The sequence below is a fragment of the Streptomyces griseiscabiei genome, from assembly GCF_020010925.1.
In the GTDB taxonomy this organism is placed as follows: Bacteria; Actinomycetota; Actinomycetes; order Streptomycetales; family Streptomycetaceae; genus Streptomyces; species Streptomyces griseiscabiei.
Genome location: NZ_JAGJBZ010000003.1, coordinates 1,019,121 through 1,041,476, shown reverse-complemented (window position 1 = coordinate 1,041,476; position 22,356 = coordinate 1,019,121). Strand labels below are relative to the sequence as shown.

Genomic DNA, 22,356 nt, shown 5'->3' with positions numbered 1-22,356 from the left:
CCCGGCCGGGTCAGCAGCACTCGGACGGTCTCCTCGCCCGCGCGGCCGCCGGTACGCGGCCGGCCGCCGGTGGGACCCGCGGTTCCGCCGGCCCCGGTACGGGCCGGCCCTCGGCCACCGGCCGCAGCGCGGCCGTCACCTCGTCGGCGCCGGGCCGGGAGGCCGGGTTCCCCGCGAGGAGGCGGCGGAGCAGTGGGGCGAGGGGGCCGGCGCGTCCGGGGGGCGGTGGGTCGGCGGCGAGGATCGCGGCGCGGGTGGCCTCCGGGGTCGGACGGCGGAAGGGGGACACGCCTTCGACGGCGGCGTGGAGGAGCGCGCCGAGGGACCACAGGTCGGAGGGCGGGCCCGCGATACGGCCGGACACGCGCTCGGGGGCGGCGAATTCGAGCGAGTCGACGGAGCCGATGGAACCGGCGGAGGTGACGGAACCGGCGGAGGTGACCGAGGTGAGGACCACGGAGGTGAGGACGACGCGCCCGTGCGGGCCGAGGAGGACGCTGCCCGGTTCGACGCCGCGGTGGACGATGCCGACGCGGTGCGCGGCGTGCAGCGCGCCGACGACGGCGAGGCCGATCCGCGCGGCCTCGGCGGGGGTGAGGGGGCCGCGCCGCAGCGCCTCGTGGAGGGACTCGCCGCGGACCCACTCCATGACGATCCAGGGGTGGCCGTCCTCGATCACGACGTCGTGGACGGTGACGGCGGACGGGTGGTCGACTCGGGCGGCGGCCCGTGCCTCGCGGTAGAGGCGGTGGGCGGCCCGTCGCCGCTCCTCGACCTCGGGGTCGTCCGGGCCGTCCGGCCCGTCCGGGAACGGCCCGGAACCCGCCGGGACCCCCCGGTGCTCCGAACCACCCGGTAACCGGGGCCGCTTGACGGCGACCTCACGCTCGACGAGTTGGTCGACGGCCTTCCACAGCGTGCCCGTGCCGCCGGACCCGACGCGCTCGGTGAGCCGGTAGCGCCCATCGACCAACCGGCCGCCCCCCGCGTTCCGGCGGGCGCCCCTCTCCGTACCCCGGCCCGCACCCCAACTGCCGTACGGGCGTGCGTCGTGCGGATGTTCGCCCTCGTCGCTCATGCCCCATCACTACCACCCGAGGGGCGGACGGCTAACGCCACCTGTCCCACAACTGCTCGGCCCAGCCGTACCGTTCGCGGTGTTTGGGCAGGGCCGTGCGGCCGACCGCGGCGGCGAGCTTGCGGAGCCGGCGCCAGTCCAGGGGCGGCTTGGGCTCGGGGACGCCGGGGCGGTCACGGGGCACGCGGACGCGCAGGGCCTTCGGCGAGACCCGGCAGTGGACCGGCGTCGGCAGGACGAGTGCCTCGCCGTCGACGCCGACCTCGATCTCCGGCTGGTCGGCCTCGACCACGATCTCGTCGGCGACGAGGAGGCTGAGGCCGGGCGCGTTCGGACCGAGGACCATGCCCGCGGCCTCGGCGGCACTGTCGACACGGACCCCGACGACCCCCAGCACCCCGGCGTCCAGCCGCTCGCGGCGGCCGAGGCCGACGAGGTCGTCGCTGCGGTAGACGTTGTTGCTGACGAGAACGGCCTGGGGCGCGTCGATGACGGCGTCCCCGATCCGGGCGGTCAGCCGCGGCCCCCGCTGGTGGGTGAGCAGTTCGGGCAGCAGCTCCAGCGTGGTGCGGACCTTGTCGTCGCGGTAGGCGGGGCTCTGCACGACGGCCGCGTACGCGCCGAACGAGGCGTTGTTGACGAACGGGTGGCCGCTGGCGTACCCGAGGTCGACATGGAGCTCGACACCCTTGTCGGTGAGGGCGTCGAGGCAGGCGGCGGGGTTGTCGCGGTCGAGGCCGAGGTCCATGGCGAAGTGGTTGCGGGTGCCCGCGGAGATGACGAGCAGCGGGACGTCGTACGCCGCCGCGATGGCCGCGACCTGGGCCTGGGTCCCGTCGCCGCCGGCCACACCGAGCAGGTCGGCGCCGTTCCTGACGGCGTCCCGGGCCAGTACGGCGACGTCCTCGTGGTGCGCGGGGTCGAGCAGATGGACGGTGGCGCCGAGGCGTTCGGCGCGCTCCTTCAGCCGGAAGCGCTCGACCTTCCCGCCCCCGGACCTGGGGTTCATGATGAGGAAGGGGCGCGTGGGGGCGGGCACGCGGTGCTCCGGCACCTGCACCACATGGGACTTGGTGCTGCTCAGGGCGAACTTGCCGGACCAGACGGCGACGCCCCACAGCGCCGCCGAGACGATCACGACCCAGAGCAGGTTGACGACGGCGAACCACCAGATCACGCCGACCGGCGCGGCCACGGCCAATACGCCCGCCGCGACGCGCACGGCGCCGCGGTGGACCAGCACCCACCACAGCGAGGCCACGGTGAGGCCGGCGCCCAGCACGACCCCGGCGACGAGCAGCAGGCTCGCGCCGCGCGCGTAGCCCAGCGGCAGCAGGACCGCGAGGACGGCACAGCCGAGTGCGGCCCTGGCCGCCCAGCGTTGTCTCGCGTGAGCCCGCACGTCCAGGTGTTCGATGCCCACGCTCGCTCGCCCTTCGCGCCGATCATGCACTTGACACGGCATGTTAGGGGCAAGGACCCCGGCAAGGCGATGGCGCCCGGGCTCCGGCCGCGTCGCCCCGCGCCCCTCTTCGCCCTCCCCCGCTTGGCGGGTGCGTGTACGCGCCGCCTATAGTCCGATGACTCACGTAAGCGGGCTGTAGGGGCGATCGTCAGGTCGTCCGAAGGGCAGGTAGCCGTGCGTCGGCTCTGGGGTTGTCTCGTTCTCTGCACCGCTGCCGTGGCGACGCTCCTCGTCTGGGACATGCGCGACAGCGCGGCGGCCGCCCGTCACGAGGCCACGTACTCCTACGGTTCGCACACCCGGCAGACCCTCGACGCCTACTGGAACCCCGCCGGTGACGAGCGCGAGGGGAAGCAGCCCGGCATCCTGATCCTGCACGGCGGCGAGTGGTCCAGGGACACCGGCTGGACCGGCTGGTCGCGGACCTTCGCGGACGCCGGGTACGCCGTCTTCGACATCGACTACCGGCTGAACGCCGACGCCCCCTGGCCGGCCCAGCGCACCGACGCCTTCTCGGCGCTCGACTGGATCCGCGACCACGCCGCCGACTTCGACCTCGACACGAACCGGCTGGTGCTCCTCGGCTCCTCCACCGGCGGCCAGGTGGCGACGAACATCGCCACCTACCGCTCCGGCGCCTACCGCTTCGACGGTGTGGTCGCGCTGTCCCCGGTGACCTCCCCGTACCGCGCCTGGCAGGACGGCAACGCCTCCACCGCGACCGACTGGCAGCGCGAACTCCGCGACAACGCCGTCCTCCTGGCCCGCTGCTCCCCGGCGGACGCGTACGCCTCCGCCCCCACCCCCGCTCCCGCCGCACAGCCCGGCTGCCGTGACGTCTGGGACGACATGGCCGCCGGGAGCCGGGCCTCCGGCGCCGACGACGCGCCGATGTTCCTGCTGCACTCCAAGGGCGACCCGGTCCCCGTCCGGCACTCGCGGGACCTCGAAGCGGCCGAGGAGTCCGATCACAACATGCCCGCCAATGGGGTCACGGTGAAGACGGTGGCCGGTTCCTCGCACGGCGGAGCGCTGTTGGACGCACCGAGGGTGTCGGACCGGGTCCTGGCCTGGATCGCGGAAAGGACCCACTGAGAGGACGAACCGATCGCATGAAGATCAGCTTCCTGCTGCACAACGCGTACGCCATCGGCGGCACCATCCGCTCCACCCTCAACCTGGCCGGTGCCCTGGCGGCCCGCCACGAGGTCGAGATCGTCTCGGTCTTACGCACCGCCGACCGCCCCCAGCTCGGCCTGAGCGCCAAGGTCCGGCTGGTCCCGCTCGTCGACGAACGCCCCGACGCACGCACGTACGACGGTGGCCACGAGCTGATGTCCCGGCCCTCCGCCCTCGTCCCGCCCGACGAGGTCCTGGCCCACCGCTACACCGCGCTCACCGACGAACGGCTGCGCGCCTTCCTCGACTCCACCGACGCGGACGTCCTCGTCGCGACCCGCCCGGCACTCGTCGTCCTCCTCGCCGAGCACGGACCGCGCCACGCCGTGCGCATCGGGCAGGAGCATCTGACGTACGACAACCACGTACCCGGCGTGCGCGAGGCGCAGAACGCGGCGATCGCGCGCCTGGACGCGTTCGTCACCGTCTCCGAGCGGGACGCCGCCGACCACCGCCGCCGGCTGCCGGGACCGCGCACCCGGATCACGAACATCGCCAACGCCGCGCCCCGCTCGACGGCCGAACCCTCCGATCTGCGGGCCCCGTTGGTGATCGCCGCCGGGCGTCTGTACCCGGTCAAGCGCTACGACCTGCTCATCGAGGCCTTCGCCAAGGTCGTCGCCGAACGCCCCGAGTGGCGGTTACGGATCTACGGCAAGGGCCCGGAGCGCGCGAACCTGCGCACCGCGATCGACACCTCGGGTCTCAACGACCACGTCTTCCTGATGGGTCCGTACGCCTCCCTGGACGCCGAGTGGGCCAAGGCCTCCGTCGCCGTGGTCAGTTCGGAATGGGAGTCGTTCGGCATGACCATCCTGGAGGCCATGCACGCCGGGGTCCCCGTGGTCGCCACCGACTGCCCGCACGGCCCCGGCGAGATCATCACCGACGGCACCGACGGCCTCCTCGTCCCCCCGTCCGACCCGAACGCCCTCGCCACGGGCCTGCTCCGCCTCATCGACGACCCCGGTCTGCGCGAGCGCCTCGGCACCGCGGGCCGCACCACCGTCCAGCGGTACGCGCCGCGCACCGTCGCCGCCGAGTACGAGCGGCTGATCGCCGAACTCCGGGAGGCGCGCACACCGGCGACGGTGCGCCTGCGCCGCCGGTTACGAGGGGCACTGGGCACCCTGCTCCCCGGCACCGGGCGGACCCCGGCGAAAGCCGCGGTCACAGCCGGGGCCGCGACCCCCGTGCCCGCGAACTCCACCGCCGGACACGCCGAGCCGAGCCCCCTGCGCCCGAAGGCCGGCTGCCGGATCGACCCGCGGGACGGCGGCGTACGGATCTCGGTCACCGGGCCCGGGGTGTCCGACACGCCCGACGCCCCCACCTCCGGCCCCGGCCCCGCCCCCACCCCCGCCCTCACCCTCGTCCTGCGCCGGCGCCACGCCGACGCCTCCGGCGACAAGGTCCGCGTCCCCCTGGAGCGTGCGGCCCCGGACCAGGCGAAGAGCCCCTGGACGGCCACGCTGAACCGGGACGCCCTGCCCCTGGCGGAGGGCCGCTGGGATCTGCACGTCGAGCGGGCCGGGGACGGGGTACGGCGCCGGGTGCGGGCCGGACTGGTCGAGCAGCGGGGCCTGTTGACCGCCCGGGTCCCGGACGGGGCCCCGGTCGCCTGGTGGATCCCGTACACGACCAAGGACGGCTACCTCGCCCTGCGCGCCTTCCGCCGCCCCGCGCACGCGGAGGTCACCGCGCTGCCCGTCGGCGACGGCTCGATCGCGGTGGAGGGCGTCCTGCACGGGGCCGCACTCGGCGCGGACGCGACGCTGGTGGGCGTGGCCCGGGGCGAGGACATGGCCGGCCTCACGGCACCGGTGACGGCCACCGGCGGACACGGCTTCCACACACAACTGACGTCCCTGCCCGACCCCGTGGGCCCGGACAAGGTGATCTGGGACCTGTTCCTGCGCCCCGCCCCCGACGCCGACCCCATCCGTCTCGGCCGGCTGTTCGACGACATCGTGGACCGCAAGGACACCGACAAGTACCCGGCGGTGACCATGACCACCCCGGGCGGCGCCTCCCCCCAGGCCCGCTTCTTCTTCACGGTCACCAACGACCTGGCCGTCGCCCTGTCCTGAGAGAGCCGTCCGGGGGCGGCGGTGCCTACATGTGGTCGAGCTTCAGGTTCGTGATGGCCGTACGGGCGATCTCACGGCCCTGCTCGGTGAAGTGCCCCTTGCCCGGATAGTCGATCCAGATCCGGTACATGTCTCCGTTGTCCGCCCTGTAGTACAGGACCCGCGCCTCCCGCAGGCGCGGGGCCAGGCTGTCCGTGGTCGTGTACCTGATCGTGTTCTCGGCGGCCTCGTGGTCCTGGAACCTCGCCTCCTGCGGCCGCCCCTTCGGCGCGGGATCGTCGGCGACGTCCAGCGAGTACTCGCCGTCCTTGACCAACTCCCAGTCGGCGTACGCCCTGTCCAGCGCGACCCCCGGGATCTCGTTCTCCTTGTCGTCCCTCTTGACGTCCCGGTCGACGTTGATCCGGATCAGCCCACTGGGGTCGCTGTACTGCGCGAACGTGCCGTCGGTCTCGTCCGGTGCGAACCTGTCCTTCACGAAGTCCCCGGGCACGCCGACGCTCGCGGCGACCTTCGTACCGAGGTCCCGCTGCTTCCAGCCGTCCGGGAGCGGTCCCGCGAAGGGGTCGGCGATCACCACATAGGCCGTCACCGCCGCCGCCACGCCCAGCACACCGAGCCCGGCGACCGCCACCGCGACGACCGCCGCGCCGACCCCGGCGAGGGTCCTGGCCCCGATCCTGATGCCCTTGGGGTTCTCCGCCCGGGGCCCGGCGATGGTCTGGGCCGGTTGGACGGGCGCGGGCGCCGGCGGGTTGGCGGCCGTCTCCAGCAACTCGCGGACCCGGGCGGCGCTCGGCCGGCGCGCCGGGTCCTTCTGCAGCAGGCCGTTGATGGCCTCGGCGAGCGGGCCGGTGGCCGAGGCGGGGGCCGCGGGCGTGGCGTTGAGCACGGACTGCAGGGTCGCGGGCGTGTTGCTGCGCCGGAAGGGCGACACGCCCTCGGTGGCGGCGTAGAGGACGACGCCGAGCGACCAGAGGTCCGACGCGGGGCCCGGCCGCTGGCCCAACACCCGCTCGGGGGCGATGTACTCGGGCGAGCCGACGAAGCCGCCGGTGTCCGTCAGATTGGTCTCGCCCTCGATCTGGGCGATGCCGAAGTCGGTGAGGACGACCCGGTCGTGGCGGCCGAGGAGGACGTTGTCCGGCTTGACGTCCCGGTGCAGGATGCCCGCCGCGTGCGCGGCCTCCAGCGCGCCGAGCACGTCGAGGCCGATTCTCGCCGCGTCACGCACCCCGAGGGTGCCCTCCTGGAGCGCGTCGCCCAGCGAGCGCCCCCGCACCAGCTCCATCACGATCCACGGCTGGCCGTCCACGACCGCCACGTCATGCACGTTCACGACCGACGGATGATCGAGCCGGGCCGCCGCACGGGCCTCGCGACGCATCCGCTCGAAGGCGTTGGCCCGTTCGCGGTCGGGAAGATGGTCCGGTACGCGGGGCTCCTTGACGGCGACCTCGCGGTCCACCGTCTCGTCCTGCGCCCGCCACACCGTGCCCATACCGCCATGACCGAGCTTGGCGAGCAGCCGGTAACGCCCCGCGATCAGCCGCCCGACACGGGGGTCCGGCGAGGGCTCCACGGCCTGCGGGTCCGGCGGGGGCGGCGCGGCCTCCGGGTGCGGCGAGGGCGGTGCGGCCTGCGGGGACGGTGAGGGGTGGGCGGCCTGCGGCTGCGTCGCCGCGGCCGGGGCCGGGGCCGGGCGCGCCGCTTCCGAGGCCGGTCGCGCGTACGGGTTCCCCGGGTACGGTGCGGTCGGCCGCGGCGGTTGCAGTCCGAAACTCGTCGGCTCGTCGGGTCCGTAGCCGGGCCCCTGCCCGGATCCGTAAGGGGCGCCCCCGTTGCTGCTCATACGCTCATCTGTATCGCGGCAAGCGCTTCGGCAGCCACCCCCGCCGCTTTCCGGTCACAGACCCGTGACGCGGAGCGCCACTTATCTCCGCATATATCCGCCTGGCCGCGCTTGGCTCCGCTTGTCTCCGCCTCAGCCGCGGACGAACGTGTCCACCGCCACGTCGAAGTACTCCTTCGCCTCGCTCACCCTCCCGACCGGCGCCGACACCCACACGTCGTACAGCCGTCCGTCCTGCTCCCAGCACAGGTCGTAGGTGTGCCGGGGCCCCTCCGCCGCGCTGAAGCCGTCCCAGGTGAACTCCCAGAACGCCGCGGGCCGTCCGTCGTGCGTGGTCGCGCCGACCCGGCCGTCGCGGTACCCGGGGTTCGTGGAGGGCCCCTTCTCGTGGGCGCGCCGCATCACCCCGACGGGGCCGCCCGCCTCCGGGTCGTCGAGCTTGACGCCGATACGGATCGCCTGCCCCGGGGACATGTAGAAGACCCGCTCCCCCTGCGGCTCCCGGGTGAAGTCGTCCGGCACCGCGAGACTGAAGCCCTGGGCGTCCTGGGCCAGCCGGTACCCCGAGGGCACGGTCGGCGCGGTGGCCGCCCGCGAACGCGTGACGGTGGGCGTGGCGTCGGAGGTCCCGGACCCGCCCGAAGGGCTCGGCGAACCCGGGGTACCTGACGTACCCGAGGCACTCGGCGAGGCCGGCGCACCGGACTGTCCCGGCTCACCCGACTCGCCGGGCCGGCCCGGCCGGTCCGCCGTACTCGACGCGCCCGGTGTCTCCGGTGCCGAACTGCCGGGCGTACCGCCGCCCGCGCCCCCTCCCCGCATGAGCAGCGCCGCCGCCGACACGCCGGCCCCGGCCATCGCCGCCACCAGCGCGGCGGCGACCAGCACGCTCCGGGCGGAGTGCTGCCGCTGCCGCACGGGCTGCTCCGGCAGGGACACCACGGGTCCGGAGGCGGGCGGCCCCGGCGGGGCCTGCCCGGTCGGCACCGCGTCCTCCGCCCCGGCCCCGGGGGCAGCCGCAGCCGCAGCGGCCGTACGTTGCGCGTCCCACCCGGGGCGCGGCACGTCACGCCGGGTCGGTGTGTACCCGGCCGAGGCCCGCGGGCCCTTCGTGGTCCGCGGTGTCCGGCCGGTCTCCCGGAAGGCCCGCAGCAGCCGCTCCGCCTCCACCGCGTCGAGCCGCAGGTCCGGGTCGCGCTCCAACAGCCCCCGGACGACGGGGAGCAGCGGCGCGGCCTGCGGGGGCGGCCGGATCTCGTCGAAGACGACGGCGTGCAGGATGCCGCCCAACGAGTCGCGCCGGAACGGCGATTCGCCGCTGAGCACGGCGCACAGCAGCGCGCCCAGCGACCACAGGTCGGACTCCGGCCCGGTGCGGACACCGGACATCCGCTCGGGGGCGGTGTACTCGGGCGAGCCGACGAAGGAACCGCTCTCGGTCAGCGTGGTCGCGCCGGCGACCTGGGCGATCCCGAAGTCGGTGAGGACGACCCGGTCGGTACCGGCCTCCATCAGGACGTTGGCCGGTTTGAGGTCGCGGTGCAGGACGCCGGAGTCGTGCGCCCGCCGCAGCGCGCCCAGCAGGGCGATCCCGATCCGCGCGGCCTCCCGGGCGTCGACGGGCCCGTGCTCCTCGATCCGCTCCGCGAGCGAGCCGCCGTCGATCAACTCCATGACGATGTAGGGGCGTTCGTCCTGCTCGACGACGTCGTGCACCACGATGATGTGCGGGTGGCCGAGCCGGGCGACCGCCCGTGCCTCCCGCAGGGTGCGCTCGCGCCGCTGCCGGGACCGCTCCTCCGGGAGCGAGTCGTCGAGGGAGAGTTCCTTGACCGCCACCTGCCGACCGAGGAGCTGGTCGGTGGCGCGCCACACGATCCCCATACCGCCGCGGCCGATCCTGGCCTCCAGCCGGTAACGCCCGGCTATGACACGGACGTTCTCCCCCTCGGTCCCCATGAGCCCCATCATGCCGCACCGGACCGAAACCCTCCGGTGCCGCGCGACCGCCTGGCCGACAAGCGACGCCCACGCGCCGCGCGAGAGCCGCGCGGCGCCCCGCCCCGACTACCCCGGCGCGCGCCTCACGTCTGCGGGGCCCGCCAGCTGCGGAGGACCGCGTAGAACTGTGTCTCCGCCGTCTTCCAGTCCGCCACGGGCGAGGAGATGTAGATCGTGTACTCGACACCGTCCCGCGAGAGATACATCTGCTCGATCGCCCGGCGCGGACCGGGGAAGTCCGAGTCCTGCTCCCGCGCGGTCCAGGTGAAGTCCCACAGCGCGCCCGGCCGGTCGCGGTAGACGTTCTCCTTCAGGCTCACCTTCCGGTAGTCCGCCCGCGTCCTGACCTGCTCCTCCAGATCGAGCTGGTGGTGGTAGGGGCTGTCGAAGTCCGGCGAGTCGTCCACGGCGATCCGCAGGAAGTGCTCTCCGCCGTCCGGTGTGTAGTCGATCTGCGACCCCTTCACCTGCCGCTTCCACCCCTTGGGCAGAGCAAGGCTGAAACCCTCCGGGTCCTCGACCCGTTCCCACCCCTCGGGCACGCCGTCGGCCGCCTGATCCCCGCCGCCCGCGCCGTCCTCTCCGCCCGAGGAGCCGCTCCCCGTACTCCACCCGTCCGCGTAGTGCAGCGCGACGGCACCACCACCGCCGACCAGTGCGGCCAGCAGCAGGACGACCGCGGCCCTACGACCCCACCCGCGCCGCTTCCCGCCCCGCGCCACAGGACCGCCGACCGGACCGGCGGCAGCGGCCGGACCGGCGGCAGGCTGCTGCCAACCGCCCGGCACCGGCGCGACCGGGGTGCCGGAACCGCCGTCGAAGACGCCGCCCGCATGCCCCCCGCCGCCCGAAGCCGCCCCCACGGTGGAACGCCCGGACCCCCACGCCCCGGACCCGCCCGCCGTACCCGGGGCCGCTCCGTGAGCACCCCCACCTGAACCGTCCGAAGCACCCGCACCAGCGGAAGCACCTGAACCACCAGGACCAACCGGACCACCAGGACCACCAGCGACACCGACACCGCCGACCCCACCATCAACACCAGCGACACCAGCACCACCCGAGCCCTCCGGCCCTTCCCCGCCCCCCGCCCGCCGCTGAGTAGCCACGAACGCCTGTGCCTCCCGCGGCCGTCGCCCCTCCGCCGCCTCCGCGAGCATCTGCTCGGCCTCGTCGGGGCCGGGCCGTACGGCCGGGTCCTTGCACAGCAGCGCGGTGATGACGGGCCCCAACGGGCCGGCCGCCACGGGCTCCGCGGCCTCCTCGCTCACCACGGCCTGCATGGTGGTGAGCGGAGTGGTGCGCCGGAACGGCGACTTCCCCTCCACCGCCGTGTACAGCGTGGCCCCCAGCGACCACAGATCGGAGGCGGGCCCGGGCTCCTGCCCGCGCACCCGCTCGGGGGCGATGTAGTCGACGGAGCCGACGATCTCGCCGGTCCGGGTGATCGTCGTGTCGCCCTCGACCTGCGCGATGCCGAAGTCGGTCAGCATGACGCGCCCGTCCTCGGCGATCAGCACGTTCCCCGGCTTCACATCGCGGTGCAGTACACCGGCCCGGTGGGCGGCCCGCAGCGCGCGCAGCACCCACATCCCGATCCGCGCCGCCTCACGCGCCTCGACGCGCCCCCGGTCCCTGACCGCGTCGGCCAGGGAGACGCCCTCGACCAACTCCATGACGATCCACGGCCGGTTGTCGTGCTCCAGCACGTCGTGCACGGTGACGACGGCCGAGTGGTTGATCCGCGCCGCCGCCCGCGCCTCCGCCCGGGTCCGCCGCAACAGGATGGCCTGCTCGTTCTCCGAGACATAGAGAGCGGCCGTCAACTCCTTGATGGCGACGGCCCGGTGCAGCACCTCATCGTGCGCACGCCAGACGCGGCCCATACCGCCGCTGCCGATGGTGTCGACGAGCCGGTAGCGCTCCGCGAGGAGCCGGCCCTGCATCTGATTCACGTTGCCCCGCAATATTCTTGACAGGGTCACATTAGGGAGCGGCCCGCGGCCCGCGAAACCGGCCCGGCCGTACGGAGACAGCACTGTGACGGTTCTCGCTTCCGCGACCGGAGCACAACCTTCCGCCGCCGGCCCGAACAGCCGCCGACTAGGGCGTGTTTCGGAAGTCCCTTCGTCGCCCGGAGGGCGGCTCTGCGTCGCAGAGCAGAAGGGACTTCCGAAACACGCCCTAGTCGGTCACCCGGTATGTGGCCGCCGCCTGCTCGTACAGCCGCGTGACCTCGTCCCGCTCGGCCTCCGGCCCGCGCAACTGCACCACGTGGTACCGCCCGTCGAGGAGTATCGCGAGATTCCGTACGAAGACGCCGCGCCCCTCGGAGTCCTGCCAGGTGAACTGCCCCTCCGCCGAGGTCACCCCGCCCACCTCGACCAGCCGCATGCCGGTGGACGTGGCCCAGGACGAGTCCCGGAACGGCTGCAGTTCGCGCTCGTCCTCCCGCTGGTACTTCAGCGGATCGCCGCCGTACGTCTTGGCGCTGTCCCGCCCGGGGACGAGGATCAGCTCGAACTCGCCCTGGGAGTAGACGACCTGGCCGCGTCCGTTCGCGGCGCTGCGGTCCCAGCCGCTGGCGACGGCGACCTGGAAGCCCTCGGTGTCCTTGCGCAGGGTGAACCCCTGGGCGACCTCGGGGTCCCCGGTCTGCGTCTGCGTCGAGCCGGACGACTCCGACGGCGACGGGCTCGCCCCGCTCTGCCCCTGCTCACCGCCGTCGGGCGAGTTCGCGTTCTGGTCGGGCCGGGATTCGCTGCTCGCCTCCGGCTCCGTACTCGGCTGCCCGGCGCTCTCCGTACGGCTGCCGGTGTCACCGCCCTGACTGCTCGGCGTGGCCTTCGGCATGAACACCATGGCGTACGTGATCGCCGCGACCAGTGCGAGCAGGATCAGCAGAAGCAGGTTCCGGCCGAGCTTGCGGGGCTGTGGGGGCTTCTCACGGGTGCGCTTGTGGCGGGCGTGCGCGCTGGTCGCGGGGAGCCCGGCCCGGCGCCTGCGGACGAGTTCGCCCCGGCGCCGGACGATCGGCAGCCGCCTGGCGTCCACGGGCGGCGCGGGCACCACATGCGTACCGGCCTCGGGTTCGGGCGCGGAGCGCACCAGGGAGCGCAGCCAGCCGCGCAGCTCCTCGAAGTCCAGCCGCTCGGTGGGGTCCTGCCGCAGCAGCGACTCCACGACCGGCCGCAGCGGCCCGCACTCCTCGGCGAACGCGGGCGGCTCCGCGCACACCATCTGCACCAGCTCGGCGGTGTTCTCCTCCGGGTAGGGGGCGTGCCCCTGCACGGCACGGAACAGCAGTGCCCCGAGCGCCCACAGGTCCGTCGCCGGACCGATCGGTGCCGCCAACTGCCAGTTCTCGTGCACCGGCCCGGCCTGCTCCGGCGCCCAGCGCTCGGTGACCGGCCCGACCACCGCCATCCTCGCCTGCCGCGCCCGCTCGGCGGCGAGCGCGGTGGCCGGTCCGCGCCGGGGAACGTCCCTGACACCCGTGCCGTCCCAGGGCACGGCGTCCGCCGCACCATCCGGGGCCGCCGCGCCACCGGGCCCGAGGGCACCGGCCCCGGCCCCCCGCGCGGTCTCGGCACGTGTGCCGACGCCCGTCATGGGGTCCCGGTGGACACCGCTCCCGTGCGCCCGGCCGCCGTCGCCGTCCACGGGGAAGCCGTCGTCACGACGGTCGAGCGTGGACGAGGCGCCGTCGAGCGGTCCACCGCCGTCGCCCGCCTCGCCGACGGTGCTGCCGCCGGGCGTGGCCGTCCCGCCGCGCGGCAGCGCGCCGTGCCAGGCGCTGGTGGCACCGCCGTTCGCGAGGACGCCGTAGGGGTCGGCGATGTGGTGCAGCGGCACCGGGCGGGTCGCCCCGCCGTCCCGCCCCACGCCCGCCGCCGTGCTCGCGCCGTCCTGGGGCGCCGGCCGCTGCGCGGGCAACGCCGTGCCCGGCCCGCCCCGCTGGTCGTCCTGCACCCGGGCCGCGGCCCGCGCACCCGCGCGATACGCCGCGATCGCACCCGCCCGCGCCGCACGGGCGTCCCCGCCGGACTCCAGCGCGCGCTGCCCCCCGGAGGGGTTCGCGCCCGGAGCCGCCGAGCTGCCCGCCCGCGCCTCTATCGCGGCCCGCCGGGCGGCCTCGGGATCCCCGACCACGCCGGCCGACCCCCCGGGCCCACCCGACGCACCGGGCCCGACAGCCGCACCGGGCCCACCGCCACGGGACCCGCCGAACGTACCGCCGCTCCCGCCGGGCGGCACCGGCTCCCGCCGTGCGATCGCGTCGGCCCGACTCCCGCCGGGCCCCGGGGCAGGCGCTCCGGCGGACCCTGCGGGCGGCGTGTCCTCGAACTCCCGCGCGGGCACCGGGTCGTAGCCGCACAAGGCCTCTTCCGCCGCCCCGACCGCCAGCCCGGTCAGCATCACCCGGCCGTCGTCGCAGACCAGCACCGTACGAGCGGTGATGTTGCGGTGGACCCAGCCATGGGCGTGCAGCGCCCGCAGCGCGGTGAGCACGTCGGAGGCGACCTCGGCCGCGCGGTACGGGGTCAGCACCTGCTCGGCGAGGAGCGCCTCCAGCGTCCGTGCGGACACCAGTTCGCTCACTATCCACAACGAGCCGCCCTCGGCGAACACGTCGAAGACCTGGTCGAGCCGCGGATGGTCGGGGATCTGCGCGGCGGCCTGCGCCGCCTCGATGGCCCGCCGTACGGCCGGGTCCGTGGACCGGCGGGTGGTCCGCGCCGTGCCCCGTCGGCCGCCGCCGTCCCGGGCCACGTACCCCTCGGGCAGTCCGTCGGCGTCGAGCACCTCCGCCTCGACGACCTCGGGCAACGGCACCTGCCGTACCAGGACTTCCTGTCCGCTGTAGGTGTCGAAGGCCCGCAGCTCGGAGGCGATCTCGTACTCGTCGGAGGGCGGCAGCGGCAGGCGATAGCGGTCGGCGAGCACTCGCCCCGCGTATTCGTCCACAATGCCCTCCCCCGGCCGCCAGATCGGTCAATTCCGCTCGCCCCGCGACCCGTTCCGTTCTGGATGCGTACGGTCCGCAGCCCTTCACGATACGTGCCGGAGGCAACTCACATTGACTCGATGCGATATCTCGTTCGTCTCGAATGCGCTCGAACGCATCCGATCTTCCCCGGAAGACCGGTCCCCGAACTCACCCGGCGGGCACAACTCCCGAAGCCGAGCTCATATCGAGCGCGCTCACCCCGACCCGCGCCCCCGCACGCCCCCGACCGGCACCCCGAGCTGAGGCACGAAACCGCACACGGCCGAAGCCTCGAACACCCCGGCGCACAACACCCGTCCGGACGCGCCCCCGCGCGCGCACCGCCTCACGACTCGCCTCACGACTTCGGCTCGAACGTCCCCGTGAACGTCTTCCAGGTGTCCTTGCGCAGCTCACCGCTCCACTTGGCCGCCTTCGCCGTGTACATCAGCGCGTATCCCTGCTGGGAATCGACGACGAATCCACGGTCGATCGACCGGTTCTTCGTGCCGCTCTCCATATAGGTGAACTCCCAGTCGGCCGCGTTCCAGCCCCGGTAGTCCACCGCCTCTATTCGGATCCGCTTGTACTGCGAGCGCGTCATGTACCGCTCTTGGTTCTTCCAGTCCGCGACCGGGTCGCTCTTCGGGGTGGTCGTCCACCCGACGAGCAGCCGCTGTCCGTCGGGGCCGGAGAAGCGGGCCCCCGCCGCGTCGGTGGATTGGTACTTCCACCCCTCGGGCAGCCCGATCGAGAACCCCTGACCGCTCTTGTACGTCTCGGTCGCGATGCTGCCCGAGCCGCCGGAACCGTCGCCGTCCACCGGTCCGCCGGCCCCACCCGAGGGGCTCGGCGAACTGCCGCCGGAGCCGCCCGAGCCGTCGGCCTCGTCCGTGACGTCCCCGTCCGGACTGGGGTCGGACCCCTTGCCCTTGTCCTTGTCCGCGCTCGTGTCGCCGCCCGCGTCCTTGCCGTCGGCGTCGCTCCCCGACGCCGACCCGCTGGACGCGGCCGCCTTGGTGTCGGCGCCCTTGCTGTCGTTCGAACTGCCGTCGTCACCGCCGAGGGTGAGGGCCAGGACGGTCCCGAGGACGACCAGCACCACGGCGACCGCGATGACGGCCAGCGTCCGCCGTGACACCACGTCGGTGATCGGCGCCCTGGGCACCGGACGCGGCGGCAGATCCGGCGGCGTCATCTCGGGCCATCCGGAAGTCCGTCCCGCCGAACCCGAGTTCCCCGCGCCGACGCCCGCGCCCCCACCAGCGCCGCGCGGGCCGGGCACCCCGGCCGCCGGCCTGCCCGTGCTCCGCGCGGAGCCGGCGCCGGCCTTCGCGGCATCGGCACCCGACGCCACCCCGACGGAAGCGGACCTGGTCGTCACGACCGCCGGAGACCCGGCCGCGGACTGCGCACCACCCCCGGCTCCACCGGAGGTCCCACCGAGCACCCCGCCGGCGGCACCGCCCGCCCCGGACCCGGAAGAGCCGGAACCGGCACCGACGGCCGCGGCCCCGGCGCCGGCTCCCGCCGCGGCCCCGGCCGCGTTCTTGCGCATGGACCACCGGGGCGCCCGCGGCCGCTCGCCGCCACCGCCCTTGCTCCCGGAACCGGCCCCGGAGCCGCCCTTCTTCGGACGCTCCTCCGGCACCGGCGGCAACGGCACGACCCGCGTCGCGTCGACCGGGTCGACGTCCTTCGGGTCGGGCGCGTGCATCACGGTGTTGAGCATCGCCCGCGCACCGGCGTCGTCGAGCCGCCGCTCGGGATCCTTGGTCAGCAGCCCGAAGATGACGTCCTTGAGGGCCCCGGCGCGCTTCGGCTCGGGCACCGGCTCGGTCATCACCGCGGTCAGTGTCGCTATGGCCGACCCCTTGTCGTAGGGCGGCACCCCCTCGACCGCCGCGTAGAGCAGACCGCCGAGCGACCACAGGTCCGCCGCGGGACCGGGCTTGTGCCCGCGCGCCCGCTCCGGCGAGATGTACGAGGGCGCGCCCACGAGCATGCCGGTCGAGGTGATGGAGGGGTCGCCCTCGACCTGGGCGATACCGAAGTCGGTGAGGACGACCCGGCCGTCGTGCTTGTCGATGAGGACGTTCGACGGCTTCACGTCCCGGTGCAGGATGCCCTCGCGGTGCGCGGCGCGCAGCACGTCGAGGATGGCGAGGCCCACCTCGGCGGCCCGCCTCGGTTCGAGCACCCCGTCCTCGCGGATGACCTCGGCGAGGGACTTGCCCTCGACGAGCTCCATCACGATCCACGGCCGGTCGTCCTCGTGCACGACGTCGAACACCGTCACCGCGGCGTTGTTACGGATCCGCGCGATCGCCTTGGCCTCGCGCAGCGTGCGCGTGATGAGCCGCCGTTTCTCGTCCGCGTCGATGCTCGACGGGAACCTCAGCTCCTTGACGGCGACCGTACGGCCCAACGTCTCGTCCTCGGCACGCCACACCGTGCCCATACCGCCGCGACCGAGGACCCCTCCCAGCCGGTACCGCCCGGCGAGGAGACGTGCGTCCTTGTCCTGACGGGAATCCCCAGCCCGCTCCGCCTCCGACATGCGTCCCCTCATACAACCCGCCCTGACAGAGCCTCCATTGTCACCCACCCGCCAACCGCCCCACGCCCAGGGCCCCCTCAACCAGCCACGGGCCACCACATTCCGGCCCGAGTCCACTCCATTCCGGCCCGGCCCAGGGCTCTTCGGCCCGTCCGGTGCCGGGGGACGGGCCGAAAGGGCGACAGCGGGTGCGCGTCGGGGTGCGCGTCGACGCGGTCTACAACGGCACGATGTCCGGCGCCCCCAACCGGGCCGCGTCCGCCGTCAGATCGTCCGGCTGCCGCTGCGACTCCCGCTCCGCCTCCACCCTCTTCTCATAGTGCTGAACCTCCCGCTCGACCTGATCCGCGTCCCACCCGAGCACCGGAGCCATCAACTCCGCCGCCTCCCGCGCACTCCGCGTCCCCCGGTCGAACGTCTCGATCGAGATCCGCGTCCGCCGCGTCAGCACGTCGTCGAGATGCCGCGCCCCCTCGTGCGAGGCCGCGTACACCACCTCGGCCCGCAGATAGTCGTCGGCCGCCTGCAACGGCTCCCCCATCGACGGATCGGCCGCGATCAGATCGAGCACCTCCTCGGTCGCCGACCCGTACCGGTTCAACAGATGCTCCACGCGCACCACATGAAGCCCCGTGCTCGCCGCGATCCGCGCCCGCGCGTTCCACAGCGCCCGGTACCCCTCCGCCCCCAGCAGCGGCACATCCTCGGTGACGCACTCCGCGACCCGCTGGTCCAGCCCGTGCACGGCGGCGTCCACCGCGTCCTTGGCCATGACCCGGTACGTCGTGTACTTGCCGCCGGCCACCACCACCAGCCCGGGCACCGGATGCGCCACGATGTGCTCGCGCGAGAGCTTGCTCGTGGCGTCCGACTCGCCCGCGAGCAACGGCCGCAGCCCCGCGTACACCCCCTGCACGTCGTCCCGCGTCAGGGGCACCGCCAGCACGGAGTTCACATGCTCCAGCAGATAGTCGATGTCCGCGCTGGACGCCGCCGGATGCGCCTTGTCGAGATCCCAGTCGGTGTCGGTCGTCCCCACGATCCAGTGCCGCCCCCAGGGGATCACGAACAGCACGGACTTCTCGGTGCGCAGGATCAGCCCGGACGTGGAGTGGATCCGGTCCTTCGGTACGACCAGATGGATGCCCTTGGAGGCCCGGACGTGGAACTGCCCGCGCTCGCCGACCATCGCCTGGGTGTCGTCGGTCCACACCCCGGTCGCGTTCACCACCTGCCGGGCGCGGATCTCGTACTCCCCGCCGCCCTCGACGTCCTGCACCCGCGCCCCGACGACCCGCTCGCCCTCCCGCAGGAACCCGGTCACCCGCGCCCGGTTGGCGACCTTCGCCCCGTACGAGGCGGCCGTGCGCACCATGGTGGCCACATACCGCGCGTCGTCCATCTGGGCGTCGTAGTACTGCAACGCCCCGGTCAGCGCGTCCTTCTTCAGACAGGGCGCGATCCGCAGCGCGTGGTGGCGCGTCAGATGGCGGTGCACCGGCAGCCCGCGCCCGTGCCCGCGTGCCATCGACATCGCGTCGTACATCGCGACGCCCGAGCCCGCGTACCACCGCTCCCAGCCCTTGTGCTGCAAGGGATAGAGGAACGGGACGGGCTTCACCAGATGTGGCGCCAGGCGCTCCAGCAGCAGCCCGCGCTCCTTCAACGCCTCGCGGACGAGGGCGAAGTCGAGCATCTCCAGATAGCGCAGCCCGCCGTGGATCAGTTTGCTGGACCGGCTGGAGGTGCCCGACGCCCAGTCACGCGCCTCGACCAGGCCCGTGGACAGACCCCGGGTCACGGCGTCCAGCGCCGTGCCCGCGCCGACCACGCCGCCGCCCACGACCAGCACGTCCAGCTCGCGCTCGGCCATACCCGCCAGTGACTCGGCCCGCTGCGCCGGTCCCAGTGCCGCTGTCCTCACCGCTGCCTCCCGCTCTCCGTCGCGCTGACCCCGTCCGTCTCCCCTGCCCAGAATTCTGACCGTGTCGCCCGACTTCGGCCACCACCCGCCCTCAGCCTGTGGATAACTCCGCAGGACGCGCACAGAGAAAGAATGACGCAATCCCGCATATCGGTCATATTTACTCCTAGTGTGACATTGCGCTCGCTCATCCAGTCCACCGGGCTTGCGCGCCTGTCCCGCTTCGGTTATTGGGAAGGACGGCCACACGCCATGCCCGCAGATCTCGCCGTCATCGGACTCGGCCAATTGGGGCTGCCGCTGGCCCAGGCCGCCGTCGCCGCCGGCATCGCCACGCTCGGTTACCGCACCGGCCCCGACTCCGGCTCCCTCACCTCCGGCGAACTGCGCCGCATGCTGGCCCGCGGCTTCAAGCCCACCACCAGCCCCGCCGAACTCGGCCGCGTCCGTACGGCGGTGATCTGCGCGCCCACCGCCCCGGGCGCCGACGGCTCGCTCGACCTCACCCGCGTCGAGGAGGCCGCCCGCACCCTGGCCGCCCGGCTGCGCCCGCACACCACGGTCATCCTGGAGTCCCCGGTCCCCCCGGGCACCACCGAGGAACTCCTGCGCCCCCTCCTCGAAGAGGGCTCAGGGCTGCGCGCGGGCCGCGACTTCCACCTCGCCTACTCCCCGCCCCGCGTCGACCCGGGCAGCCGCGCCTTCGGCCCCGCCAACACCCCGAAGGTGATCGGCGGCCTCACCCCCGCCTGCACGGAATCGGCGGCGGCCTTCTACGGCCGCCTCACCGACAAGGTGGTACGCGCGCGTGGCCTGCGCGAGGCCGAGACGGTCCACCTCCTGGAGACCAACTACCGCCACGTCAACATCGCCCTGGTCAACGAGATGGCGGCCCTCTGCCACGACCTGAACGTCGACCTCTGGGACGTCATCCGCTGCGCCGAGACCAAGCCCTTCGGCTTCCAGGCCTTCCGCCCCGGCCCCGGCGTCGGCGGCCACGCCCTCCCCCAGGACCTCGCGGGCCACGCCCCCCGCTCGCTGCGCATGGTCGAACTGGCCCAGCGGGTCAACCACCGCATGCCCCAGTACGTCGTCCAGCGCGCCGCCACCCTCCTCAACGAGCACGGCAAGTCGGCCCGGGGCGCCCGCGTCCTCCTGCTGGGCGTCACCTACAAGCCCGACGTCCCCGACCAACAGGGCACCCCCGCCGACGAGATCGCCCGCCGCCTCATCGAACTCGGCGCCCACGTCAGCTACCACGACCCGCACATCCCCACCTGGAGCGTCCTCGACCGCCCCATCCCCCGCGCCGACTCCCTCTACGAGGCCACCGCCGACGCCGACCTGACGATCCTCCTCCAGCAGCACCGCACCTACGACCTCCAGGGCCTGTCGGTGAAGGCGCAACTGCTGCTGGACACGCGGGGAGCCACGCCCACGGGGGCGGCGCACAGGTTGTGAGAGGGGGCGCACGACACAGCCCTGGCCTCCGGGGCCGCTGGCAGCCGCCCGCCTCCACCGGTACCGTACGGAATCAGGCGGAGCCCGCCGCAGCGGACACTGCGACGAGCTCCTGGATGGTTCACGGAGTGTCCGCCCCTAGTTGACATGGGGGCGGCCGCTCACCATCCGTAAATCCGCAAGATCCACCTCCTCCGGCACTTCACCATCCGCAGACGGATCCGGTCCCAGCGAGTGGGCTTGCGGTGACGTCCCATGGGCGCCCCCTTCCACGACACCGCCCAGTGCCCGGTGGACGGTCCGTCGGAATCGGGCCGGGCCCCGAGGGCGGGGTCCGGATCGTGTCCTTGGAAGGGGGCTCCCAGCCAAGCTGGGGCGCCGGACACGAACGCTATCGCCCGGCTACGCCCGTTCGGCCCACATTCGCCCCGAACACAACCGCACGCTCCCGCCCCCGCAACTCACGCCCCCACCAGCCCACTTGGGCACGCGAAAGGGCCCGGTCGCCCTCAGGCGACCGAGCCCCAAACCCCGCTCAAGCCGAGCGCAGCGTCAGCTCACCGCATGTGCTGCGAGTCCGCCACCGTCACCTCGACGCGCTGGAACTCCTTCAGCTCGCTGTACCCGGTCGTGGCCATCGCCCGCCGCAGCGCACCGAAGAGGTTCATGGAGCCGTCGGGCGTGTGCGAGGGCCCGGTGAGGACCTCCTCGATCGTGCCGACGGTGCCGAGGTCGACCTTCTTGCCACGCGGCAGCTCCTCGTTCACCGCCTCCATGCCCCAATGGTTGCCCTTGCCGGGCGCGTCCGTCGCGCGGGCCAGCGGCGAGCCCATCATCACGGCGTCCGCGCCGCAGGCGATGGCCTTCGGGATGTCGCCGGACCAGCCGACACCGCCGTCGGCGATGACGTGGACGTACCGGCCGCCGGACTCGTCCATGTAGTCCCGGCGGGCGGCGGCGACGTCGGCGACCGCCGTGGCCATCGGGACCCGGATGCCGAGCACGTTGCGCGTGGTGTGCGCCGCGCCGCCGCCGAAGCCGACGAGGACACCGGCCGCGCCGGTGCGCATCAGGTGCAGGGCGGCCGTGTAGGTGGCGCAGCCGCCGACGATCACGGGGACGTCCAGCTCGTAGATGAACTGCTTCAGGTTCAGCGGCTCGTGCGAGCCGGAGACGTGCTCCGCCGACACGGTCGTCCCGCGGATGACGAAGATGTCGACGCCCGCGTCCACGACGGCCTTGGAGAACTGGGCGGTGCGCTGCGGCGAGAGCGCGGCGGCGGTGACCACACCGGAGTCGCGCACCTCCTTGATGCGCTGCCCGATCAGCTCCTCCTTGATGGGAGCGGCGTAGATCTCCTGGAGGCGGCGGGTCGCGGCCTCGTCGGGCAGGCCGGTGATCTCGTCGAGCAGCGGCTGCGGGTCCTCGTACCGCGTCCAGAGCCCTTCGAGGTTGAGGACGCCGAGCCCGCCCAGCTCGCCGATGCGGATCGCGGTGGCCGGGGAGACGACCGAGTCCATGGGGGCGGCCAGGAACGGCAGCTCGAAGCGGTAGGCGTCGATCTGCCAGGCGATCGAGACCTCCTTCGGGTCCCGCGTACGGCGGCTGGGGACGACGGCGATGTCGTCGAAGGCGTACGCCCGGCGGCCGCGCTTGCCGCGCCCGATCTCGATCTCAGTCACGTCTGTGGCCTTTCCCTGATGCGTTCAGCGTCTACCAGTATCGCCGACGGGCACGACGAGGGCGGCCCCGGATG

Annotated in this window: 12 protein-coding genes; 3 read left to right on the top strand and 9 right to left on the bottom strand. The window is 73.7% G+C overall.

Annotated elements, in window-relative coordinates; translation table 11 throughout:
• Positions 1-10: 10 nt before the first annotated feature.
• Both J8M51_RS38625 and J8M51_RS38620 read right to left on the bottom strand, forming a co-directional pair.
• Complete coding sequence (locus J8M51_RS38625) at positions 11-1,078, bottom strand: serine/threonine-protein kinase (protein ID WP_317853003.1); 1,068 nt, start codon at positions 1,076-1,078, stop codon at positions 11-13.
• A 31-nt stretch (positions 1,079-1,109) separates the two neighbouring features.
• Positions 1,110-2,501, bottom strand: coding sequence for a diacylglycerol/lipid kinase family protein (locus tag J8M51_RS38620; protein ID WP_086759497.1), 1,392 nt, complete (start codon positions 2,499-2,501; stop codon positions 1,110-1,112).
• Between the two features lie 258 nt (positions 2,502-2,759).
• Between J8M51_RS38620 and J8M51_RS38615 the strand changes: the two genes are divergently transcribed.
• Both J8M51_RS38615 and J8M51_RS38610 read left to right on the top strand, forming a co-directional pair.
• Positions 2,760-3,638, top strand: a complete 879-nt coding sequence (locus J8M51_RS38615; RefSeq protein WP_256965638.1) for an alpha/beta hydrolase family protein — start codon at positions 2,760-2,762, stop codon at positions 3,636-3,638.
• 17 nt (positions 3,639-3,655) lie between these two features.
• On the top strand, positions 3,656-5,812 hold the full coding sequence (locus tag J8M51_RS38610; protein WP_267299867.1) for a glycosyltransferase family 4 protein: 2,157 nt from the start codon (positions 3,656-3,658) through the stop codon (positions 5,810-5,812).
• A gap of 25 nt (positions 5,813-5,837) precedes the next feature.
• Here the strand turns inward: J8M51_RS38610 and J8M51_RS38605 are convergent, their stop codons facing one another.
• The 6 genes from J8M51_RS38605 to J8M51_RS38580 form a co-directional block, all read right to left on the bottom strand.
• A complete protein-coding gene (locus J8M51_RS38605) occupies positions 5,838-7,664 on the bottom strand; it encodes a serine/threonine-protein kinase (RefSeq protein WP_267299866.1) in 1,827 nt (608 codons plus the stop codon).
• 132 nt (positions 7,665-7,796) lie between these two features.
• Positions 7,797-9,623 carry a serine/threonine-protein kinase gene (locus J8M51_RS38600; protein WP_267299865.1) on the bottom strand — a complete coding sequence of 609 codons (1,827 nt, stop codon included), beginning with the start codon at positions 9,621-9,623 and terminating at the stop codon, positions 7,797-7,799.
• A gap of 125 nt (positions 9,624-9,748) precedes the next feature.
• Entirely contained in the window at positions 9,749-11,611 is a 1,863-nt protein-coding gene (locus J8M51_RS38595; RefSeq protein WP_267299912.1) for a serine/threonine-protein kinase, read from the bottom strand.
• 238 nt (positions 11,612-11,849) lie between these two features.
• Positions 11,850-14,633, bottom strand: coding sequence for a protein kinase domain-containing protein (locus J8M51_RS38590; protein WP_267299864.1), 2,784 nt, complete (start codon positions 14,631-14,633; stop codon positions 11,850-11,852).
• Between the two features lie 380 nt (positions 14,634-15,013).
• Positions 15,014-17,215, bottom strand: a complete 2,202-nt coding sequence (locus tag J8M51_RS38585) for a serine/threonine-protein kinase (protein WP_086762919.1) — start codon at positions 17,213-17,215, stop codon at positions 15,014-15,016.
• Positions 17,216-17,432: 217 nt separating this feature from the next.
• Complete coding sequence (locus tag J8M51_RS38580; RefSeq protein ID WP_086762921.1) at positions 17,433-19,139, bottom strand: glycerol-3-phosphate dehydrogenase/oxidase; 1,707 nt, start codon at positions 19,137-19,139, stop codon at positions 17,433-17,435.
• A gap of 252 nt (positions 19,140-19,391) precedes the next feature.
• Here J8M51_RS38580 and J8M51_RS38575 point away from each other — a divergent pair, with 252 nt between their 5' ends.
• The gene (locus J8M51_RS38575; protein ID WP_216590535.1) at positions 19,392-20,600 is read left to right on the top strand and encodes a nucleotide sugar dehydrogenase; all 1,209 of its coding nucleotides are present in this window, start codon (positions 19,392-19,394) and stop codon (positions 20,598-20,600) included.
• A 557-nt stretch (positions 20,601-21,157) separates the two neighbouring features.
• Here the strand turns inward: J8M51_RS38575 and J8M51_RS38570 are convergent.
• Positions 21,158-22,282: a GuaB3 family IMP dehydrogenase-related protein gene (locus J8M51_RS38570; RefSeq protein WP_060883593.1), complete on the bottom strand. Its 1,125-nt coding sequence runs from the start codon at positions 22,280-22,282 to the stop codon at positions 21,158-21,160.
• Positions 22,283-22,356 lie beyond the last annotated feature (74 nt).